The sequence below is a fragment of the Pseudomonas juntendi genome, assembly GCF_009932375.1.
Classification (GTDB): domain Bacteria; phylum Pseudomonadota; class Gammaproteobacteria; order Pseudomonadales; family Pseudomonadaceae; genus Aquipseudomonas; species Aquipseudomonas juntendi.
Genome location: NZ_BLJG01000018.1, coordinates 1 through 15339, shown reverse-complemented (window position 1 = coordinate 15339; position 15339 = coordinate 1). Strand labels below are relative to the sequence as shown.

Annotated in this window: 18 protein-coding genes and 2 pseudogenes; 16 read left to right on the top strand and 4 right to left on the bottom strand. The window is 63.7% G+C overall.

Annotated features, from left to right (window positions below):
• Positions 1-45: 45 nt before the first annotated feature.
• From GYA94_RS02695 to GYA94_RS02635, 14 genes and pseudogenes are all read left to right on the top strand, one after another.
• On the top strand, positions 46-813 hold the full coding sequence (locus tag GYA94_RS02695; RefSeq protein ID WP_054890110.1) for a heme ABC transporter permease: 768 nt from the start codon (positions 46-48) through the stop codon (positions 811-813).
• Positions 810-986 carry a heme exporter protein CcmD gene (gene ccmD, locus GYA94_RS02690; protein ID WP_110677384.1) on the top strand — a complete coding sequence of 59 codons (177 nt, stop codon included), beginning with the start codon at positions 810-812 and terminating at the stop codon, positions 984-986. Before GYA94_RS02695 ends, ccmD begins: the two co-directional genes overlap by 4 nt.
• Positions 983-1438, top strand: coding sequence for a cytochrome c maturation protein CcmE (gene ccmE / locus GYA94_RS02685; protein WP_009681934.1), 456 nt, complete (start codon positions 983-985; stop codon positions 1436-1438). The genes ccmD and ccmE overlap by 4 nt, the downstream gene beginning before the upstream one ends.
• An 11-nt stretch (positions 1439-1449) precedes the next feature.
• Positions 1450-3423, top strand: coding sequence for a heme lyase CcmF/NrfE family subunit (locus tag GYA94_RS02680; RefSeq protein ID WP_172828403.1), 1974 nt, complete (start codon positions 1450-1452; stop codon positions 3421-3423).
• Positions 3420-3956, top strand: coding sequence for a DsbE family thiol:disulfide interchange protein (locus GYA94_RS02675; protein WP_009681936.1), 537 nt, complete (start codon positions 3420-3422; stop codon positions 3954-3956). The genes GYA94_RS02680 and GYA94_RS02675 overlap by 4 nt, the downstream gene beginning before the upstream one ends.
• Positions 3953-4429, top strand: a complete 477-nt coding sequence (locus GYA94_RS02670; protein WP_054890112.1) for a cytochrome c-type biogenesis protein — start codon at positions 3953-3955, stop codon at positions 4427-4429. Before GYA94_RS02675 ends, GYA94_RS02670 begins: the two co-directional genes overlap by 4 nt.
• Positions 4422-5618: a c-type cytochrome biogenesis protein CcmI gene (ccmI, locus tag GYA94_RS02665; RefSeq protein WP_110677379.1), complete on the top strand. Its 1197-nt coding sequence runs from the start codon at positions 4422-4424 to the stop codon at positions 5616-5618. Before GYA94_RS02670 ends, ccmI begins: the two co-directional genes overlap by 8 nt.
• 12 nt (positions 5619-5630) lie before the next feature.
• Positions 5631-6047: a hypothetical protein gene (locus GYA94_RS02660; protein ID WP_054881300.1), complete on the top strand. Its 417-nt coding sequence runs from the start codon at positions 5631-5633 to the stop codon at positions 6045-6047.
• Positions 6048-6167: 120 nt separating this feature from the next.
• Positions 6168-6320 (top strand): annotated as a pseudogene (locus GYA94_RS28045) (2-hydroxyacid dehydrogenase); the annotation flags it as partial.
• Positions 6250-6411: a hypothetical protein gene (locus tag GYA94_RS27580; protein WP_167524209.1), complete on the top strand. Its 162-nt coding sequence runs from the start codon at positions 6250-6252 to the stop codon at positions 6409-6411. The pseudogene GYA94_RS28045 and the gene GYA94_RS27580, both read left to right, overlap by 71 nt.
• 50 nt (positions 6412-6461) lie before the next feature.
• On the top strand, positions 6462-7250 hold the full coding sequence (locus tag GYA94_RS02650; RefSeq protein WP_110677378.1) for a PhzF family phenazine biosynthesis protein: 789 nt from the start codon (positions 6462-6464) through the stop codon (positions 7248-7250).
• A gap of 163 nt (positions 7251-7413) precedes the next feature.
• Positions 7414-7821 carry a GFA family protein gene (locus GYA94_RS02645; protein WP_161891747.1) on the top strand — a complete coding sequence of 136 codons (408 nt, stop codon included), beginning with the start codon at positions 7414-7416 and terminating at the stop codon, positions 7819-7821.
• A 145-nt stretch (positions 7822-7966) separates the two neighbouring features.
• Complete coding sequence (locus tag GYA94_RS02640) at positions 7967-8305, top strand: FKBP-type peptidyl-prolyl cis-trans isomerase (RefSeq protein ID WP_161891740.1); 339 nt, start codon at positions 7967-7969, stop codon at positions 8303-8305.
• Positions 8306-8315: 10 nt separating this feature from the next.
• A pseudogene (locus GYA94_RS02635) lies at positions 8316-8420 on the top strand (histidine phosphatase family protein); the annotation flags it as partial.
• Positions 8421-8598: 178 nt separating this feature from the next.
• Here the strand turns inward: GYA94_RS02635 and GYA94_RS02630 are convergent.
• The 3 genes from GYA94_RS02630 to GYA94_RS02620 form a co-directional block, all read right to left on the bottom strand.
• Entirely contained in the window at positions 8599-9327 is a 729-nt protein-coding gene (locus GYA94_RS02630; RefSeq protein WP_161891739.1) for an aspartate/glutamate racemase family protein, read from the bottom strand.
• Positions 9328-9343: 16 nt separating this feature from the next.
• Positions 9344-10876, bottom strand: a complete 1533-nt coding sequence (locus GYA94_RS02625; protein ID WP_161891738.1) for an NCS1 family nucleobase:cation symporter-1 — start codon at positions 10874-10876, stop codon at positions 9344-9346.
• A 469-nt stretch (positions 10877-11345) separates the two neighbouring features.
• On the bottom strand, positions 11346-11795 hold the full coding sequence (locus GYA94_RS02620; RefSeq protein WP_009681949.1) for an Lrp/AsnC family transcriptional regulator: 450 nt from the start codon (positions 11793-11795) through the stop codon (positions 11346-11348).
• Between the two features lie 133 nt (positions 11796-11928).
• Here GYA94_RS02620 and GYA94_RS02615 point away from each other — a divergent pair, with 133 nt between their 5' ends.
• Positions 11929-12828 carry a DMT family transporter gene (locus GYA94_RS02615; RefSeq protein WP_161891737.1) on the top strand — a complete coding sequence of 300 codons (900 nt, stop codon included), beginning with the start codon at positions 11929-11931 and terminating at the stop codon, positions 12826-12828.
• Between the two features lie 136 nt (positions 12829-12964).
• Positions 12965-13891 (top strand): class I SAM-dependent methyltransferase, encoded by a 927-nt coding sequence (locus GYA94_RS02610; RefSeq protein WP_161891736.1) that lies wholly within the window; start codon positions 12965-12967, stop codon positions 13889-13891.
• A gap of 119 nt (positions 13892-14010) precedes the next feature.
• Here the strand turns inward: GYA94_RS02610 and GYA94_RS02605 are convergent.
• On the bottom strand, positions 14011-15339 hold a 1329-nt coding region (locus GYA94_RS02605; protein ID WP_161891735.1), incomplete at its 5' end, for a mechanosensitive ion channel family protein.

The following is a 15339-nucleotide window of genomic DNA, read 5'->3' as shown; positions in this document are numbered from 1 at the left end:
GAGTCCCGGGCTCTCAAGCCCGGCAAATACCCTGGATGTACCCTGATGAAAATAAGCTGGACGTGGTTCCACAAGCTGGGCTCCCCGAAATGGTTCTATGCCATCAGCGGCCGCATGCTGCCATGGCTGGCCACTGCCGCCGTGCTTCTGCTGCTGGTCGGCATCACCTGGGGCCTGGCCTTCGCCCCCCAGGACTACCAGCAAGGCAACAGCTTCCGCATCATCTATATCCACGTGCCGGCGGCGATGCTGGCGCAGTCCTGCTATGTGCTGCTGGCCGTGGCCGGGGTGGTGGGGCTGGTGTGGAAGATGAAGCTGGCCGATGTCGCCCTGCAATGTGCCGCCCCGATCGGCGCCTGGATGACCGCGGTGGCGCTGGTCACCGGTGCCATCTGGGGCAAGCCGACCTGGGGCAGTTGGTGGGTGTGGGATGCCCGACTTACGTCCATGCTTATCCTGCTGTTCCTGTACTTCGGCATTATTGCGCTGGGCCAGGCGATCAGTAATCGTGACAGCGCAGCCAAAGCCTGTGCGGTGCTGGCGATCGTCGGCGTGGTGAACATCCCGATCATCAAGTACTCGGTGGAGTGGTGGAACACGCTGCACCAGGGCGCCACCTTCACCCTCACCGAAAAACCGGCGATGCCGGCAGAAATGTGGCTGCCGCTGCTGTGCACGGCGCTGGGTTTCTACTGCTTCTTCGGCGCTGTGCTGCTGCTGCGCATGCGCCTGGAAGTGCTAAAGCGCGAGGCGCGCGCCAGTTGGGTCAAGGACGAAGTCTTGAACAGCCTTGGGCGGAGGGCCGCACCATGAGCTTTGCCACCTTGGGCGAATTCCTCGCCATGGGCCACCACGGCCTGTACGTGTGGTCGGCCTATGGCATCTGCCTGGTGGTGCTGGCGCTGAATGTCGCCGCGCCGCTGCTGGCTCGCCGTCGCTACCTGCAAGAAGAGGCGCGCCGTTTGCGCCGGGAGAACAACCAGTGAATCCGCAGCGCAAGAAACGCCTGTTGCTCATCGCCGGCCTGTTGGTCGGCGTCGGGGTTGCCGTCGGCTTTGCCTTGAGCGCACTGCAGCAGAACATCAACCTGTTCTATACCCCCACTCAAATTGCCAATGGCGAAGCGCCGCTGGACACCCGTATCCGCGCGGGCGGCATGGTCGAGAAAGGCTCGGTGCAACGCTCGTCCGACTCGCTGGACGTACGCTTCGTGGTCACCGACTTCAACAAATCGGTGCCGATCACCTACCGCGGCATCCTGCCCGACCTGTTCCGCGAAGGGCAGGGCATCGTCGCCCTGGGCAAGCTCAATGACCAGGGCGTGGTGGTAGCCGATGAAGTGCTGGCCAAGCATGACGAGAAATACATGCCGCCCGAGGTTACCAAGGCCCTCAAGGAAAGCGGCCAGGCAGCCGCTGGCGGGGGGAGCAAGCCATGAACGCCGCACTGGTGATACCTGAACTGGGCCAGCTGGCGATGATCCTGGCCATCTGCTTTGCAGCTGTGCAGGCCAGCGTGCCGCTGCTTGGCGCCTGGCGCGGCGACAGCCTGTGGATGAGCCTGGCACGGCCTGCGGCCTGGGGGCAGTTCGCGTTCCTGGCGTTCGCCTTCGCCTGCCTGACCCACGCCTTCATGACCGACAACTTTTCGGTGGCCTACGTGGCCAGCAACTCCAACAGCGCCTTGCCGTGGTACTACAAGTTCAGCGCCGTGTGGGGCGCCCACGAAGGCTCATTGCTGTTGTGGGCGCTGATTCTCGGTGGCTGGACCTTTGCCGTGTCGGTGTTCTCGCGGCAGTTGCCGCAGGTGATGCTGGCCCGCGTGCTGGCAGTGATGGGCATGATCAGCGTAGGTTTCCTGAGCTTTCTGATCATCACCTCCAACCCGTTCCAGCGCATGCTGCCGCAGGTGCCGACCGACGGCCGCGACCTCAACCCGCTGCTGCAGGACTTCGGCCTGATCGTGCACCCGCCCATGCTGTACATGGGCTACGTGGGCTTCTCGGTGGCCTTTGCCTTCGCCATCGCCGCCTTGCTCGGTGGCCGCCTGGATGCCGCCTGGGCGCGCTGGTCGCGGCCATGGACCATCGTCGCCTGGGCGTTTCTGGGGGTGGGCATTACCTTGGGCTCATGGTGGGCCTACTATGAATTGGGCTGGGGTGGCTGGTGGTTCTGGGACCCGGTGGAAAACGCCTCGTTCATGCCCTGGCTGGTGGGCACTGCGCTGATCCACTCGCTGGCGGTGACCGAAAAGCGCGGGGTGTTCAAGAGCTGGACCGTGCTCCTGGCAATTGCCGCGTTCTCGCTGAGCCTGCTGGGCACCTTCCTGGTGCGTTCCGGCGTGCTGACCTCGGTGCACGCGTTTGCCGCAGACCCGTCGCGGGGCATTTTCATTCTGATCTTCCTGCTGTTCGTGGTCGGGGGGTCGCTGACCTTGTTCGCCCTGCGCGCGCCGGTAGTCAAAAGCCAGGTGGGCTTTGCCCTGTGGTCGCGGGAAACACTGCTGCTGGCCAATAACCTGGTGCTGGTGGTGGCGGCATCCATGATCTTGCTCGGCACCCTTTACCCCCTGGTGCTCGATGCCCTTACCGGGGCCAAGTTGTCGGTGGGCCCACCGTATTTCAATGCGTTGTTCCTGCCGTTGATGGCGCTGCTGATGGTGGTGTTGAGCATTGGCGTGGTGGTGCGCTGGAAGGACACCCCGGGCAAATGGCTGGTGAGCATGATGAGCCCGGTGCTGGTGGGCAGCGCCATCCTTGCACCGCTGGCCGGCCTGATCGTCGATGACTTCGACTGGCCGACGCTGACTGCCTTCGCCCTGGCTGCCTGGGTGGTGCTCGGCGGGCTGCGTGACATCCTCGACAAGACGCGCCACAAGGGGCTGGTCAAGGGCCTGCCGGGGCTGGGCCGCAGTTACTGGGGCATGCAGCTGGCGCACCTGGGCCTGGCGGTGTGCGCGCTGGGCGTGGTGTTGTCGAGCAACAACAGCGCCGAACGCGACCTGCGCATGGCGCCGGGTGAGAGCGTCGAGTTGGGTGGCTACCACTTCCTGTTCGAAGGTGCCAAGCACTTCGAAGGGCCCAACTTCATCTCCGACAAAGGCACGATCGTGGTCAGCCGCGATGGCCGGGCTGTGACCACCCTGCACCCGGAAAAACGCCTGTACACCGTGCAGCAGTCGATGATGACCGAAGCCGGCATTGATGCCGGCTTCACCCGCGACTTGTACGTGGCCCTCGGCGAACCGCTGGAGAACGGCGCCTGGGCGGTGCGCGTGCATATCAAGCCTTATGTCCGCTGGATCTGGCTGGGCGGTCTGTTGACTGGCCTGGGCGGGTTGCTGGCGGCCCTCGACCGGCGCTACCGCGTCAAGGTCAAGACCCGGGTGCGTGAAGCCCTGGGCGTGTCTGGAGCAGCTGCATGAAGCGTTGGATCATGGTAGTGCCCCTGGCAGTGTTCCTGCTGGTGGCGGTGTTTCTCTACAAGGGCCTGTTCCTCAAGCCAGACGAGCTGCCCTCGGCAATGATCGGCAAAGCGTTCCCGGCGTTTTCCCTGGCCTCGACCCAGGGCGACCGTACCCTGACCGAGGCTGACCTGCACGGCCGCCCGGCACTGGTCAACGTGTGGGCCACCTGGTGCCCGTCGTGCAAGGTGGAGCACCCATACCTGAACCAGCTGGCGCAGCAGGGCGTGGTGATTCACGGGGTCAACTACAAGGACGACAACGCCGCAGCGCGCAAATGGCTGGCCGATTTCCACAACCCCTACCAGCTGGACATCCGTGACGAGCAGGGCAGCCTGGGCCTGGACCTGGGGGTGTACGGCGCGCCGGAAACATTCCTGATCGATGCCAAGGGCATCATCCGCTACAAGCATGTGGGCATCGTCGATGCCACGGTGTGGCGTGAGCAGCTGGCGCCGCTGTACCAGGGCCTGGTCGACGAGGCCAAACCATGAGGCGTTGGCTGGCAGCGGTGCTGCTGGGCATGAGCCTGGCCAGCGTGGCCAAGGCGGCCATCGATACCTACCAGTTCCGCGACGAGGCAGAGCGCCAGCGTTACCAGGCGTTGACCAAGGAACTGCGCTGCCCGAAGTGCCAGAACCAGGACATTGCCGACTCCAACGCCCCCATCGCTGCCGACCTGCGCCGGGAGATCTTCCGCATGCTGGGCGAGGGCAAGAGCAACCAGCAGATCGTGGACTTCATGGTCGACCGCTATGGCGATTTCGTGCGCTACAAGCCGGCGCTCAGTGGCCGCACCTGGCTGCTGTGGTTCGGCCCAGGGCTGCTGCTGGCGGGCGGGTTCGTGGTGTTGGCGCTGATCGTGCGCCGGCGCCGTGGCAGTGCCACGCCAGGCACCGATGCATTGTCTGCTGAAGAACGCGAGCGTCTCGCCAAACTGCTGGAAAAAGAACCGACCCATGATTGAATTCTGGCTTAGCGCGGGCCTGTTGTTGCTCGCTGCCCTCAGCTTCCTGCTGATTCCGATCCTGCGTGGCCGTCGTCGCCAACAGGAAGAAGACCGTACCGCCCTGAACGTGGCCCTGTATCAGGAGCGGGTCGCCGAACTGGCTGCGCAGCAGGCTGCCGGGGTACTGGACGCAGCGCAGTTGGCCCAGGGACGCGACGAAGCCGCCCGTGAGCTGCTGGCCGACACCGAGGGCGCTGACGCCCCGCGCCAAGGCCACCTGGGCAAGGCACTCCCCCTGCTGGCCGCGGTGTTGGTGCCGGTGCTGGCGTTGGGGTTGTACCTGCATTTCGGCGCAGCCGACAAGGTGGCCCTGACCCAGGAGTTTGCCCAGGCGCCGAAGTCGATGGAGGAAATGACCACGCGCCTGGAGCGTGTGGTACAAGCCCAGCCAGACTCGGCCGAAGCCGTGTACTTCCTCGGCCGTACCTACATGGCCGAGCAGCGCCCGGCAGATGCTGCGCGTACCTTTGAACGTGCCGTGGCCCTGGCCGGGCGTCAGCCAGAGCTGCTGGGGCAGTGGGCGCAAGCCCTGTATTTTGCTGCTGACAAACAGTGGAGCCCACAGCTGCAGGCCCTCACCGACGAAGCCTTGAAGGGCGACCCCAACGAAGTTACCAGCCTGGGGCTGCGCGGTATTGCCGCTTTCGAAGGCGAGCGTTACCAGCAAGCCATCGATTACTGGCAGCGTTTGCTGGCGCAGCTGCCCGAGGGCGATGCATCGCGTGCGGCATTGCAAGGCGGCATCGACCGCGCTGCCGAGCGCCTGGGCAGCTCGCCGGCGCGGGCGAACGAACCCGCGCCGGTCGCGGCGCGCCTGAAGGTGCGGGTGGAACTGGCGGCGGCGTTGCGGGACAAGGTCAAGCCGGACGACACCGTGTTCATCTTTGCCCGCGCCAGCAATGGCCCACCGATGCCATTGGCGGCCAAACGGGTGACGGTGGCGCAGTTGCCGATCGAGGTGGAGCTGTCTGATGCGGACGCGATGATGCCGCAGATGAAACTGTCCGACTTTGCCGAAGTCCAACTGATGGCACGTGTGTCGCGTGCTGGCCAGCCGACCCAAGGTGAGTGGATCGGCCAAGGTGCACCCCTGTCCAGCGCGACTAAGGCTACCCAACACCTGACCATCGACAGCCCCGATCCGTAAGAGAGCAATGCCATGCACAGCGCCGTCCGCCTGACCCTGATTACCCTGGCCCTGGGTTTGTCTGCGTGTACGACGCAGCAGCCCTACGAGCACCCCGAGCCGCCGATAGAGCGGGTGCCGCCCCAGGGGCCGGTGGTCAAGCCATTGCCCGGCGGCCAGCCTTCTACCCAGCCAGGCAAGCCGGCGGCCATTCCCAAGCCGATGCCGCGTACCTCGGCCAGCTTCGCGCCACCGCCGGGCGGTGCCAGCCACTGGGACCCGAAACTGGGCGTCTATGTGCTGGATAAACAACCCAACACGTTCTACCGGCAGCGGACCTACTACCGCTTCGACAACGGTTGGAGCTGGTCGCTGAGCCCGAATGGCCCTTGGCAGGAAACTGACAGCAGCGGGGTGCCAGGTGGGTTGGGGCGTGCATTCGCGCAATAGCGCTTTTGCCGATACCCACGCTCCGCCGGGGTACCCGTACAGTACAGTTCAACCCGCAAATAGCGATTGACTGTACTGTAGCGTAAGTCCGCATAATGCCCCTTCGCGAACGGAGGTGGCATGCACAAGACAGTCCTGGTACTGGCGGAAACCGTCGATGATTACCTGCCTTTGCTGGAGCAGGCCGGTTACCGACTGATCCGTGCCCCATCACCCCAACAGCGGGCTGATGCCATTCGGCGCCACGCCAATCAAATCGACGCCGTGCTCACCTGCCGTTACCAAACACACCCAGGCCCTGGTGCTGCGCAAGCTGCAGGCGTTCTTTGCCGGTGATCCGGTATTGACGCCGGTACGCCCGTAACCCTATTCAGACATCTGCCTGGCAGCGCCCAGGCAACAAGGAGCGTGTGCATGCAACTCGAGATCTTCCAGGTCGATGCCTTTTCCGCTGAGCCGTTCGGTGGCAACCCGGCAGCGGTGATTCCCCTGCAAAGCTGGCTGCCGGACGATGTACTGCAACGCATTGCCGAAGAGAACAACCTGTCGGAAACCGCCTATTTCGTGCGCAATGGCGAAACCTACGACCTGCGCTGGTTCACCCCGGCCGTGGAAGTCGACCTGTGCGGCCACGCCACCTTGGCCTCGGCCTACGTGCTGTTCGAACAACTGGGCGAGCAGGCGCAGGTGCTGCGTTTCAATACCCGCAGTGGCGAACTGCGCGTCAGCCGCGGTGCGGACGGCCTGTTGGCCATGGACTTCCCGGCCAAACAGCCACTCGCCGAAGACATGCCGCAGGGCCTGCTGCAAGCGCTGGGCCTGAGCCAGGCGCAGGCGCTGTACCGCAGTGACGACTATGTGGTGGTGATCGATGACGCATCGCTGCTCGATACCCTGAAGCCAGACTTCGTTGCACTGTCGGCCTTCGATGTGCGCGGCATTGCCGTGACTGCAGCAGGGCGTGGTTTTGATTTCGTCACCCGCTGGTTCGGCCCCAACGTTGGGGTGAACGAAGACCCGGTGACGGGTTCGGCGCATACCTCGCTCGCGCCAGTGTGGGCCGAGCGGCTGGGCAAGCAGGTGCTGGCGTGCGAGCAGGGCGGGGCGCGCAAAGGGCAGTTGCTGTGTGAAGTGCCGGGTAATGGCCGGGTGATCATCAGCGGGCGGGCGGCGTTGTACCTGCGCGGAACTGTCTATATTTAACAGGCTGACACCGTCTGCCTGTAGGAGCGGCCTTGTGTCGCGATCGGGCCGCAACGCGGCCCCTCGATTTTCGCGTTGATGCGTCAATCCGGGGGCTGCTTTGCAGCCCATCGCGACACAAGGCCGCTCCTACATGGCCCAACCCCTGTTCAAGGAGCCAGCCATGGCCCTGGAAAAACACGGCACCTGCCTGTGCGGCGCCACCCGGCTTACCGTCACCGTCGACAATACCCACATCAGCGCCTGCCATTGCAGCATGTGCCGCAAGTGGACCGGTGGCCCGCTGCTGGTGGTTAATTGCAGCAAGCCCCCGCTGATCGAGGGGCGTGCGCCCAGCGTTTATGACTCCTCCGACTGGGCACAGCGTGCTTTTTGCGGCCAGTGCGGCACGCACTTGTACTACCGGCTCAAGGCCAACGACTTCCATGCCATACCGGTCGGCCTGCTCGATGGCGACCAGGACTGGGATTTCAACATGCAGATTTTCGTCGAAGAGAAACCCGCCTGGTACTGCTTCGCCAACCAGACCAGGGAACTGACCGGCGAGGAAGTCTTCGAGCAGAACAGCTGATTCAGGCCTGCGCCAGCAGCCACTCGGCAAACATTTGGGCGGTGTGCTGTGGTCGAAGCGCCAGCACGAAACACCACGCGCGCTTGCCAAACCGGTGCATTCCTGAGAAAAGGGCGGCTTTGTTTTCAAGCGTTGGAGTATGCCCGTGAGCCAAGAACTGCAGATCATCGAACTGGTCGAGGGGGACGGCAAAGCCGCCGTCAAAGGCGCCCTGATCACTACCCAGTACATCGGCTGGCTGGCCGATGGCAGTGAGTTCGATTCGTCCTGGTCGCGCGGCAAGCCGTTCCAGTGCGTGATCGGCACCGGCCGGGTGATCAAGGGCTGGGACCTGGGCCTGATGGGCATGCGCGTGGGCGGCAAACGCAAGCTGCTGGTACCGGCGCACCTGGGCTATGGCGAGCGCAGTGTGGGGGCGATTCCGCCGAATTCGGCCCTGACCTTCGAGATCGAGTTGCTGGAAGTGCTGACGCGGGATGATTGAGCAGCCGTGGACGCTGGTGTTCCTGCGCCATGCCGAGAAACCGGGTGAGGGCTTGGGCCAGTTGAGCTGCCAGGGCCTCAACCGTGCGCTGGACCTGGCCACGCTGCTGCCCGACATGAGGGTTTTAGTCCTTGGCTGTGGCAGTGCAGCGGTTGGCCCAGGTGATGTGTTGGCCTGTGCCGGCCTCTTCGCGGGCACGCCCGCTCCCACAAGATAACCACAAGCCTGAAGGCTGTGGGGGCCCTGTGGGAGCGGGCGTGCCCGCGAAGAGGCCGGTACTGGCAACTAAAGGACTAGCGGCCGAACCGCATCGGCCAACCCACCACCTTCTTCACCCGCGGCGTGGCATAGGTGCGCACCTTGGAGGTACTCAACCCCATGCGCACCAGCGACTCGGCAATGGTCACCGCCGCACTCACCCCATCCACCACCGGCACCCCGGTACGCTGGCGGATCTGCTCGTCCAGCCCGGCCATGCCGCCGCAACCCAGGCAAATCACCTCGGCCTTGTCTTCGCGTACGGCGCGTTCGGCCTGCTCCACAATCGCCTCCACAGCACGCTGTGGGTCGGCTTCCAGCTCCAGTACCGCCAGCCCGCTGGCCCGCACTGAGGCGCAGCGGTCATACAGGCCAGAAAGCTTCAGGCGGTCTTCGATCAGCGGTACGGTACGGTCCAGGGTCGTTACCACCGAATAGGCATGGCCCAGGTACATTGCCGTGCTGGCAGCGGCATCGGTGATGTCTACCACCGGCACATTCAGCAGCTCCTGCAGGCCTTCGCGGCCGTGTTCGCCATAACCGGCCTGGATCACGGCGTCGTAGGGGCCCTCGTAGGCCAGTACCCGGTCCATCACCGCAATGGCTGCCAGGTAGCTTTCAAAATTGCCTTCCACCGATTCGGCGCCGAACCAGGGGGTGAGGCCGACGATCTCGGTGCCGGGCGCGGCTACCGTACGGGCCTGTTCGGCGATGGCCTCGGTGATGGCTGCGGTGGTGTTGACGTTGGCGATCAGAATACGCATGGGCAGTCTTCCCTGATTAATGGCTGCTGTGGTCGACGGCGATGCACTCGCCGCTGACATCGTGGTACTGGCGGTTGCGCGGCGCGATCAGCAGGTAGAGGGCGGCGGCGATGCCGGCCCCTATCAGCCAGGAAAACGGCGCCACACTGTGGAAGTTGGGCACCAGGGCCAGCACGATGGCCAGCAGTGCGGCCGGCACGAACGCGGCCACGGCGCGCAGGTTGATGCCTTTGCTGTAGTGGTAGGCGCCGGCGGGGTCTTCGCTGTACAGCTGCGGCACGTTGATGCAGCCTTTGCGCAGCAGCCAGTAGTCGGACATGATCACCCCGTACAGCGGGCCGAGCAGGGCGCCCAGCCCCGACAGGAAGTACACGATCACCAGCGGGCTGTTGTACAGGTTCCACGGCAGGATCAGCACCGCCACGGTGGCGCTGATCAGCCCGGCACGGCGGAAGTTCAGGTGGCGCGGCGCCAGGTTGCTGAGCACGAAGGCCGGGGCGACGAAGTTGGCCATGATATTGACCGCCACGGTGACGATCAGGAACGCCAGGCAGCCCAGTACCAGGAAGGGGGTGCTGGGAATGGCGGCGACGATTTGCGTGGGGCTGTCGATGACCTGCCCGTTGATCTGGAATTGCGCACCGCAAAGCACCACGGTGATCACCGCGAACACCAGGATGTTCACCGGCAGCCCCCAGAAATTGCCGACGCGGATGGTCTTGCGGCATGGCGAGGAGCGGGCGAAGTCGCAGAAGTTCAGTACCAGGGTGCCGTAGATCGCCAGCCACAGGGCGCCGCCGGCGAAGATGTTGCGCCACATCTCGTAGCCGGTCAGGGGCTCGGCCACCGACCAGGCGATACGCGCGTCAGCCTTGGCGTACATGAACACCGCCAGCGCTGCCACGGTCAGCAAAATCACCGGGCCAGCGAAGCCTTCGTAGCGGCGTACCATTTCCATGCCGTAGGCAAGAATCACCAGCTGCACCAGCCAGATCGCCACGAAACACACCCAGCCCAGGCTCGACAGGCCAAGAATGCTGTCGTGGTCGTAGGCGGCCATGTGCGGCCATACGGCGGTAAGCAGAACCCGCAGCACGACCGAGGCCAGGTAAGTCTGAATGCCGAACCAGGCGATGGCGATGATCGCCCGGATCAGCGCCGGAAGCTGTGCACCATGGATACCGAAGGCGATGCGGCTGATGACCGGGAACGGCACCCCGGTTTTTTGCCCCATGTAACCGGACAAGTTCATGAAGAAGTACACCAGCGCGGCGCCAATGGCCAACGACAACAGAATTTGCCAGCCACCGAGGCCGAGGGCGAACAAGCCCATGGCGAATGAATAGTTGGCAATGTTGTGCACATCGTTGGTCCACAAGGCGAAGATGCTATAGCCACCCCAACGCCGGCCTTCGCTTCGCGTGGGGGCAAGGTCGCGGTTATGCAGGCGTGGGCTCAGGGCCAGTTCGGGATGCTCGCCGGCAAGGGTGGAATTGGGGTGGGTGCTGACGACGGATTGTTCAGGGGCAAGATCGAGGCTGCTACTCATTCCGGCGGGCTCCTGATGCACATGGACTGCGATGAGCGGGCATGCGCACGGGCTCGCCATCTCGTCGATGCAGCGTTGGCATCACAGGGTTGTAGGCGCGGCGGCCGGTAATGGGTCGGCGCCGCAGATTATTGTGTATTTATGTTTTGCTTAAGTTGTATACAAAACATAAGCACACGAAAGCCATTTCTGTGCCAGATAGAATCCAGTTCTTGATAGTGTTTTTTTCAGGATTGAGTCAGGTGTGGGATAACTAGCTGAAATAAAGGCGTTATAAATTGACCATTTGAACAAGTTTATTTTTTGGTTTGCAGGATAACTTGATCAAATGGTCAAAATTAGTTGTTGTGGGGATGTAACGTATTGGGGCGCCGCTTGGAGAACTGCACACAAAAATGGCACTTAAGGTGACATTCTTGTGTACAAAAAATAGTCAGTCGTTCCCTTTCCCTGCTGGCCGGCCCCTCAGTCAGGGTTGTACTGGCCCCATCGGCGGCAACCGCCGTTTGACCGGGCTCTTCTTGATGATTGCGGTGTTGGTCTCGGCCAACACATTGATGCGGTCCAGCAGGGTGTCCAGCTGCTCCATCGAGCGCACATGCAGCCTGGCGATGAAGCAGTCCTCGCCGGTGACCTTGTCGCACTCGGTGAATTCGGGGATGGCAATGATCTGCCGCTCGACTTCCTGCAATTGCCCGGGCAGTGGGCGGATACGCACGATGGCTTGCAACTGGTAGCCGAAGGCACGTGGGTCGACATTGACCGTGTACCCGCGCAACACGCCACGTTCCTCCAGCCGGCGCAAACGCTCGCCGACGCTGGGGGCAGACAGCCCACTTACCTGCGCCAGGGCCTTGAGCGAGCGGCGCGAGTCCTCCATCAGCGCGTTGATCAACAGTTGGTCGATGGCGTCGGTCATGTGCACCTCAAAGGGTAGGTCGCGGGATTTGCCTTGATAGTAAAGGCAAAATTATGGGTTTGCCTTGCTAATCGGCTGGAAGGTTGCACGGGGGCCTCCGCATACTGTTGCCATCGACGAGAGGAGGTGTGGGATGGACAATTCATTGCGCCGGGGGTCGCTGGAAATGGTAGCGGCCATGCTGATTTCCGGGACCATCGGCTGGTTCGTGCTGGCGTCCGGCCTGCCGGTACTGGAGGTGGTGTTCTGGCGCTGCGTGTTCGGTGCCGTGACCTTGCTGGTCATCTGTGCCGCGTTCGGCTTTCTGCGCCCCGGCGTGATCGGCCGCCCGGCGCTGCTGCTGGCGATAGCCAGCGGCGTGGCCATCGTCGGCAACTGGTTGCTGTTGTTTGCCTCGTATTCGCGGGCGTCGATTGCCATCGGTACCGCGGTGTACAACGTGCAGCCGTTCATGCTGGTGGGCTTGGCGGCGTTGTTTCTGGGTGAAAAAATCACCTTGGCCAAGCTGAGCTGGCTGAGCGTGGCGTTCCTCGGCATGCTGGCCATCGTCAGTGCCCATGGCGCCGCGCAGGGGGGTGGCGAGGACTACCTGCTGGGCGTTGCCCTGGCGCTGGGTGCGGCGCTGCTGTACGCCATCGCGGCATTGATCATCAAGCGGCTCAGCGGTACGCCGCCGCATCTTATCGCGTTGGTCCAGGTGAGCACCGGCGTGGTGTTGCTGGCACCCTGGGCCAAGCTGGGCGGCCTGCCGGGTGAAATGCCGGCGCTGGCCAGTTTGCTGACATTGGGGGTTGTGCACACCGGCCTGATGTATGTGTTGCTGTACAGCGCCATCCAGCGCTTGCCCACGGCGTTGACCGGGGCGTTGTCATTCATCTACCCCATTGCGGCGATCCTGGTCGACTGGGTGGCCTTCGACCACCGCCTGACGCCGCTGCAATGGCTGGGGGTGGCGTTGATCCTGCTGGCGGCGGCAGGGATGCAGCAGGGGTGGTGGTTCAGACCCAAGCCGTTGGTTATCAAGGGCCATTGAGGCCGCTTCGCGCCCTATCGCAGGCAAGCCAGCTCCTACAGGTACTGCACAGGGCTTGAAATTTGTGCGCTAGCTGGTTTGCCTGCGAAGCGGCCTCAGCGGGTAGAATGCCGCTTTTGCCAGCCTGCGACCCGTCATGACATCCCCAATCGCCATCCTCGAGCAACACCTGCTCACCGCCCTCGACCCTGCCCCGCAGGAAACCCGCCGCCTGTTCCACGGCCGCGGCCGCTGCTGGGCGGGCCTGGAGCAGATCACGGTCGATTGGCTGCAGGGGGTGCTGTCGGTCGCCCTGTTCCGCGAACCGCCCGAAGGCCAGCTGGCCGAGCTGGAGACGATGTTGCGCAACCTGGCCGAGCGCCCACAGTGGACCGGCCAGGCCATCATCATCCAGCACCGCTACCTGCCTGACAGCCCGGGCCAGTGGTTGCTGGGCGAACCCTGCCAGCAACGCGAAGTGGTCGAGGACGGCCTGACCTACCTGCTGGACCTGGGCGTGCGGCAGAACAACGGTCTGTTCCTCGATATGCGCTATGGCCGCCGCTGGGTGCGTGAGCAGGCGGCGGGCAAGCGGGTACTGAACCTGTTCGCCTACACCTGCGGCTTTTCGGTGGCAGCGGTGGCCGGTGGGGCCGAGCAGGTGGTGAACCTGGACATGGCCAAGTCGGCCCTGGCGCGCGGCCGGGACAACCACCGCCTCAATGGTCACGATGCCTCGCGGGTAGCCTACCTGGGGCATGAGCTGTTCAAGTCCTGGGGCAAGGTACGCAAGTACGGCCCTTATGACCTGATCATCATCGACCCGCCGACTTTCCAGCGCGGCAGCTTCGTGCTGACCCAGGATTACGCGAAGATCCTGCGACGTTTGCCGGAGTTGTTGAGCGCGGGTGGGACGGTGCTGGCGTGCGTGAACGACCCGGGGATCGGGCCGGAGTTTTTGATCGAGGGGATGGCCGAGCAGGCGCCCTCGCTGGGGGTTGTCGAGCGGCTGGAGAACCCGCCCGAGTTTCCGGATGTGGACCCGGCGGGCGGGCTCAAGGCTCTGGTATTCCGCCAGGTGTGATGTTGCTCGTGGCGGCCCATTCGCGGGCTTGCCCGCTCCCCCAGGTACTCCACAGCATTAGGATGTGTGGTGATCCTGTGGGAGCGGGCAAGCCCGCGAAGAGGCCGGTACAGGTAACGTCAAGCCCCCATAGCCTGTACCGGCAGCGGATACACCTGGGCGAAACTCACATTCTCAGTCTGGTCCACCCGCTTCTTCAGCCGCTCGTTGAACGCCCGGCTCACCGCATACTGCCCACCGGAAATGGTGCGGAACTGCGCCGTCAGGACAAACCCGTTCAAGTCCATGCGGTCCACACCGAAGACCTGCAGCGGCCCCTGCAAGTTGATGCGCAGCAGAGGGTCTTCGCTGATCGACTGGCCCACCTCATGAATCAGCGCCAGTGACGCGTCCACATCACTGTCATAGGTGAACTGCACCGAAAAGAACGCATAGGCGAACTGCCGTGACTGGTTGGTCACCGCCTTGATCTGGCCGAACGGCACCGAATGCACGAAGCCCTTGCCATCGCGCAGGCGCAGGGTGCGGATGGTCAGGCTTTCTACGGTTCCGGCATGGCCGGAGTCCAGCACTACCCAGTCGCCGATGGAAATGGTGTCTTCGATCAGGATGAACAACCCGGTAATCACATCCTGGACCAGTTGCTGCGAGCCGAAGCCGATGGCCAGGCCGATCACCCCGGCACCGGCCAGCAGCGGCGCTACGTTGATGCCGAGGTTGGCCATGGTGGTGATGGTGCAGATCACGATCAGGATCACTTTGATGGCGTTGCGCAGCATCGGCAGAATGGTCCGCACCCGCGTGCTTGGCTGGCGGGCATTGCGGCGCCCGGCAGCTGGCTTGAGCGCTTCCTGGATCGCCGTATCGAGCACCACCCACAGCAGCCAGGTGACCAACAGGATCAGGCCGATACTCGACAGCGAGTTGCTGATCGCCTGGCCCAGGCGGTTGCTGAGGGCGAAGTCGATCACCGAGAACCCCCAGATGCGCCCCAGCAGCTCGATGAAGGCCACTGCCATGGCAATGCGCAGCAGGGCGTGGGCGAGGCTGCGCAGCAGTTCCTTGTAGGGCCGCACCCGCTGCGCCGGGTCGCTTTCGCGGGGGGCCAGCAAGTGTTGCAGCAAGGTGCTGAGGAACAGCGTCGAGACCAATAGCACGGTGGTCAGCAGCGCGTTCTGCAGGGCTTTCTGGCTTTCGGCACCGGCACCTACCAGGTTGACTGCCGAGACCAGGATCATCAGCAGGATTGGCAGGTACCACAGTGTCGAGAAAATGCGCAGGGTTTCCTGCACGGCGCGGTGTTGTACCCGGTCTTCGTACGCGCGGTTGCGGATCAGGTGGGCGACCGGGCGCCGCAGGCGGATCACCAGGCTGGCGAAGATGAAGGTGGCAGTCAGGCCGGTGACCACCGCGACGCTGGCGGTGATGTTGCCGCCAAGCTGGCGGGC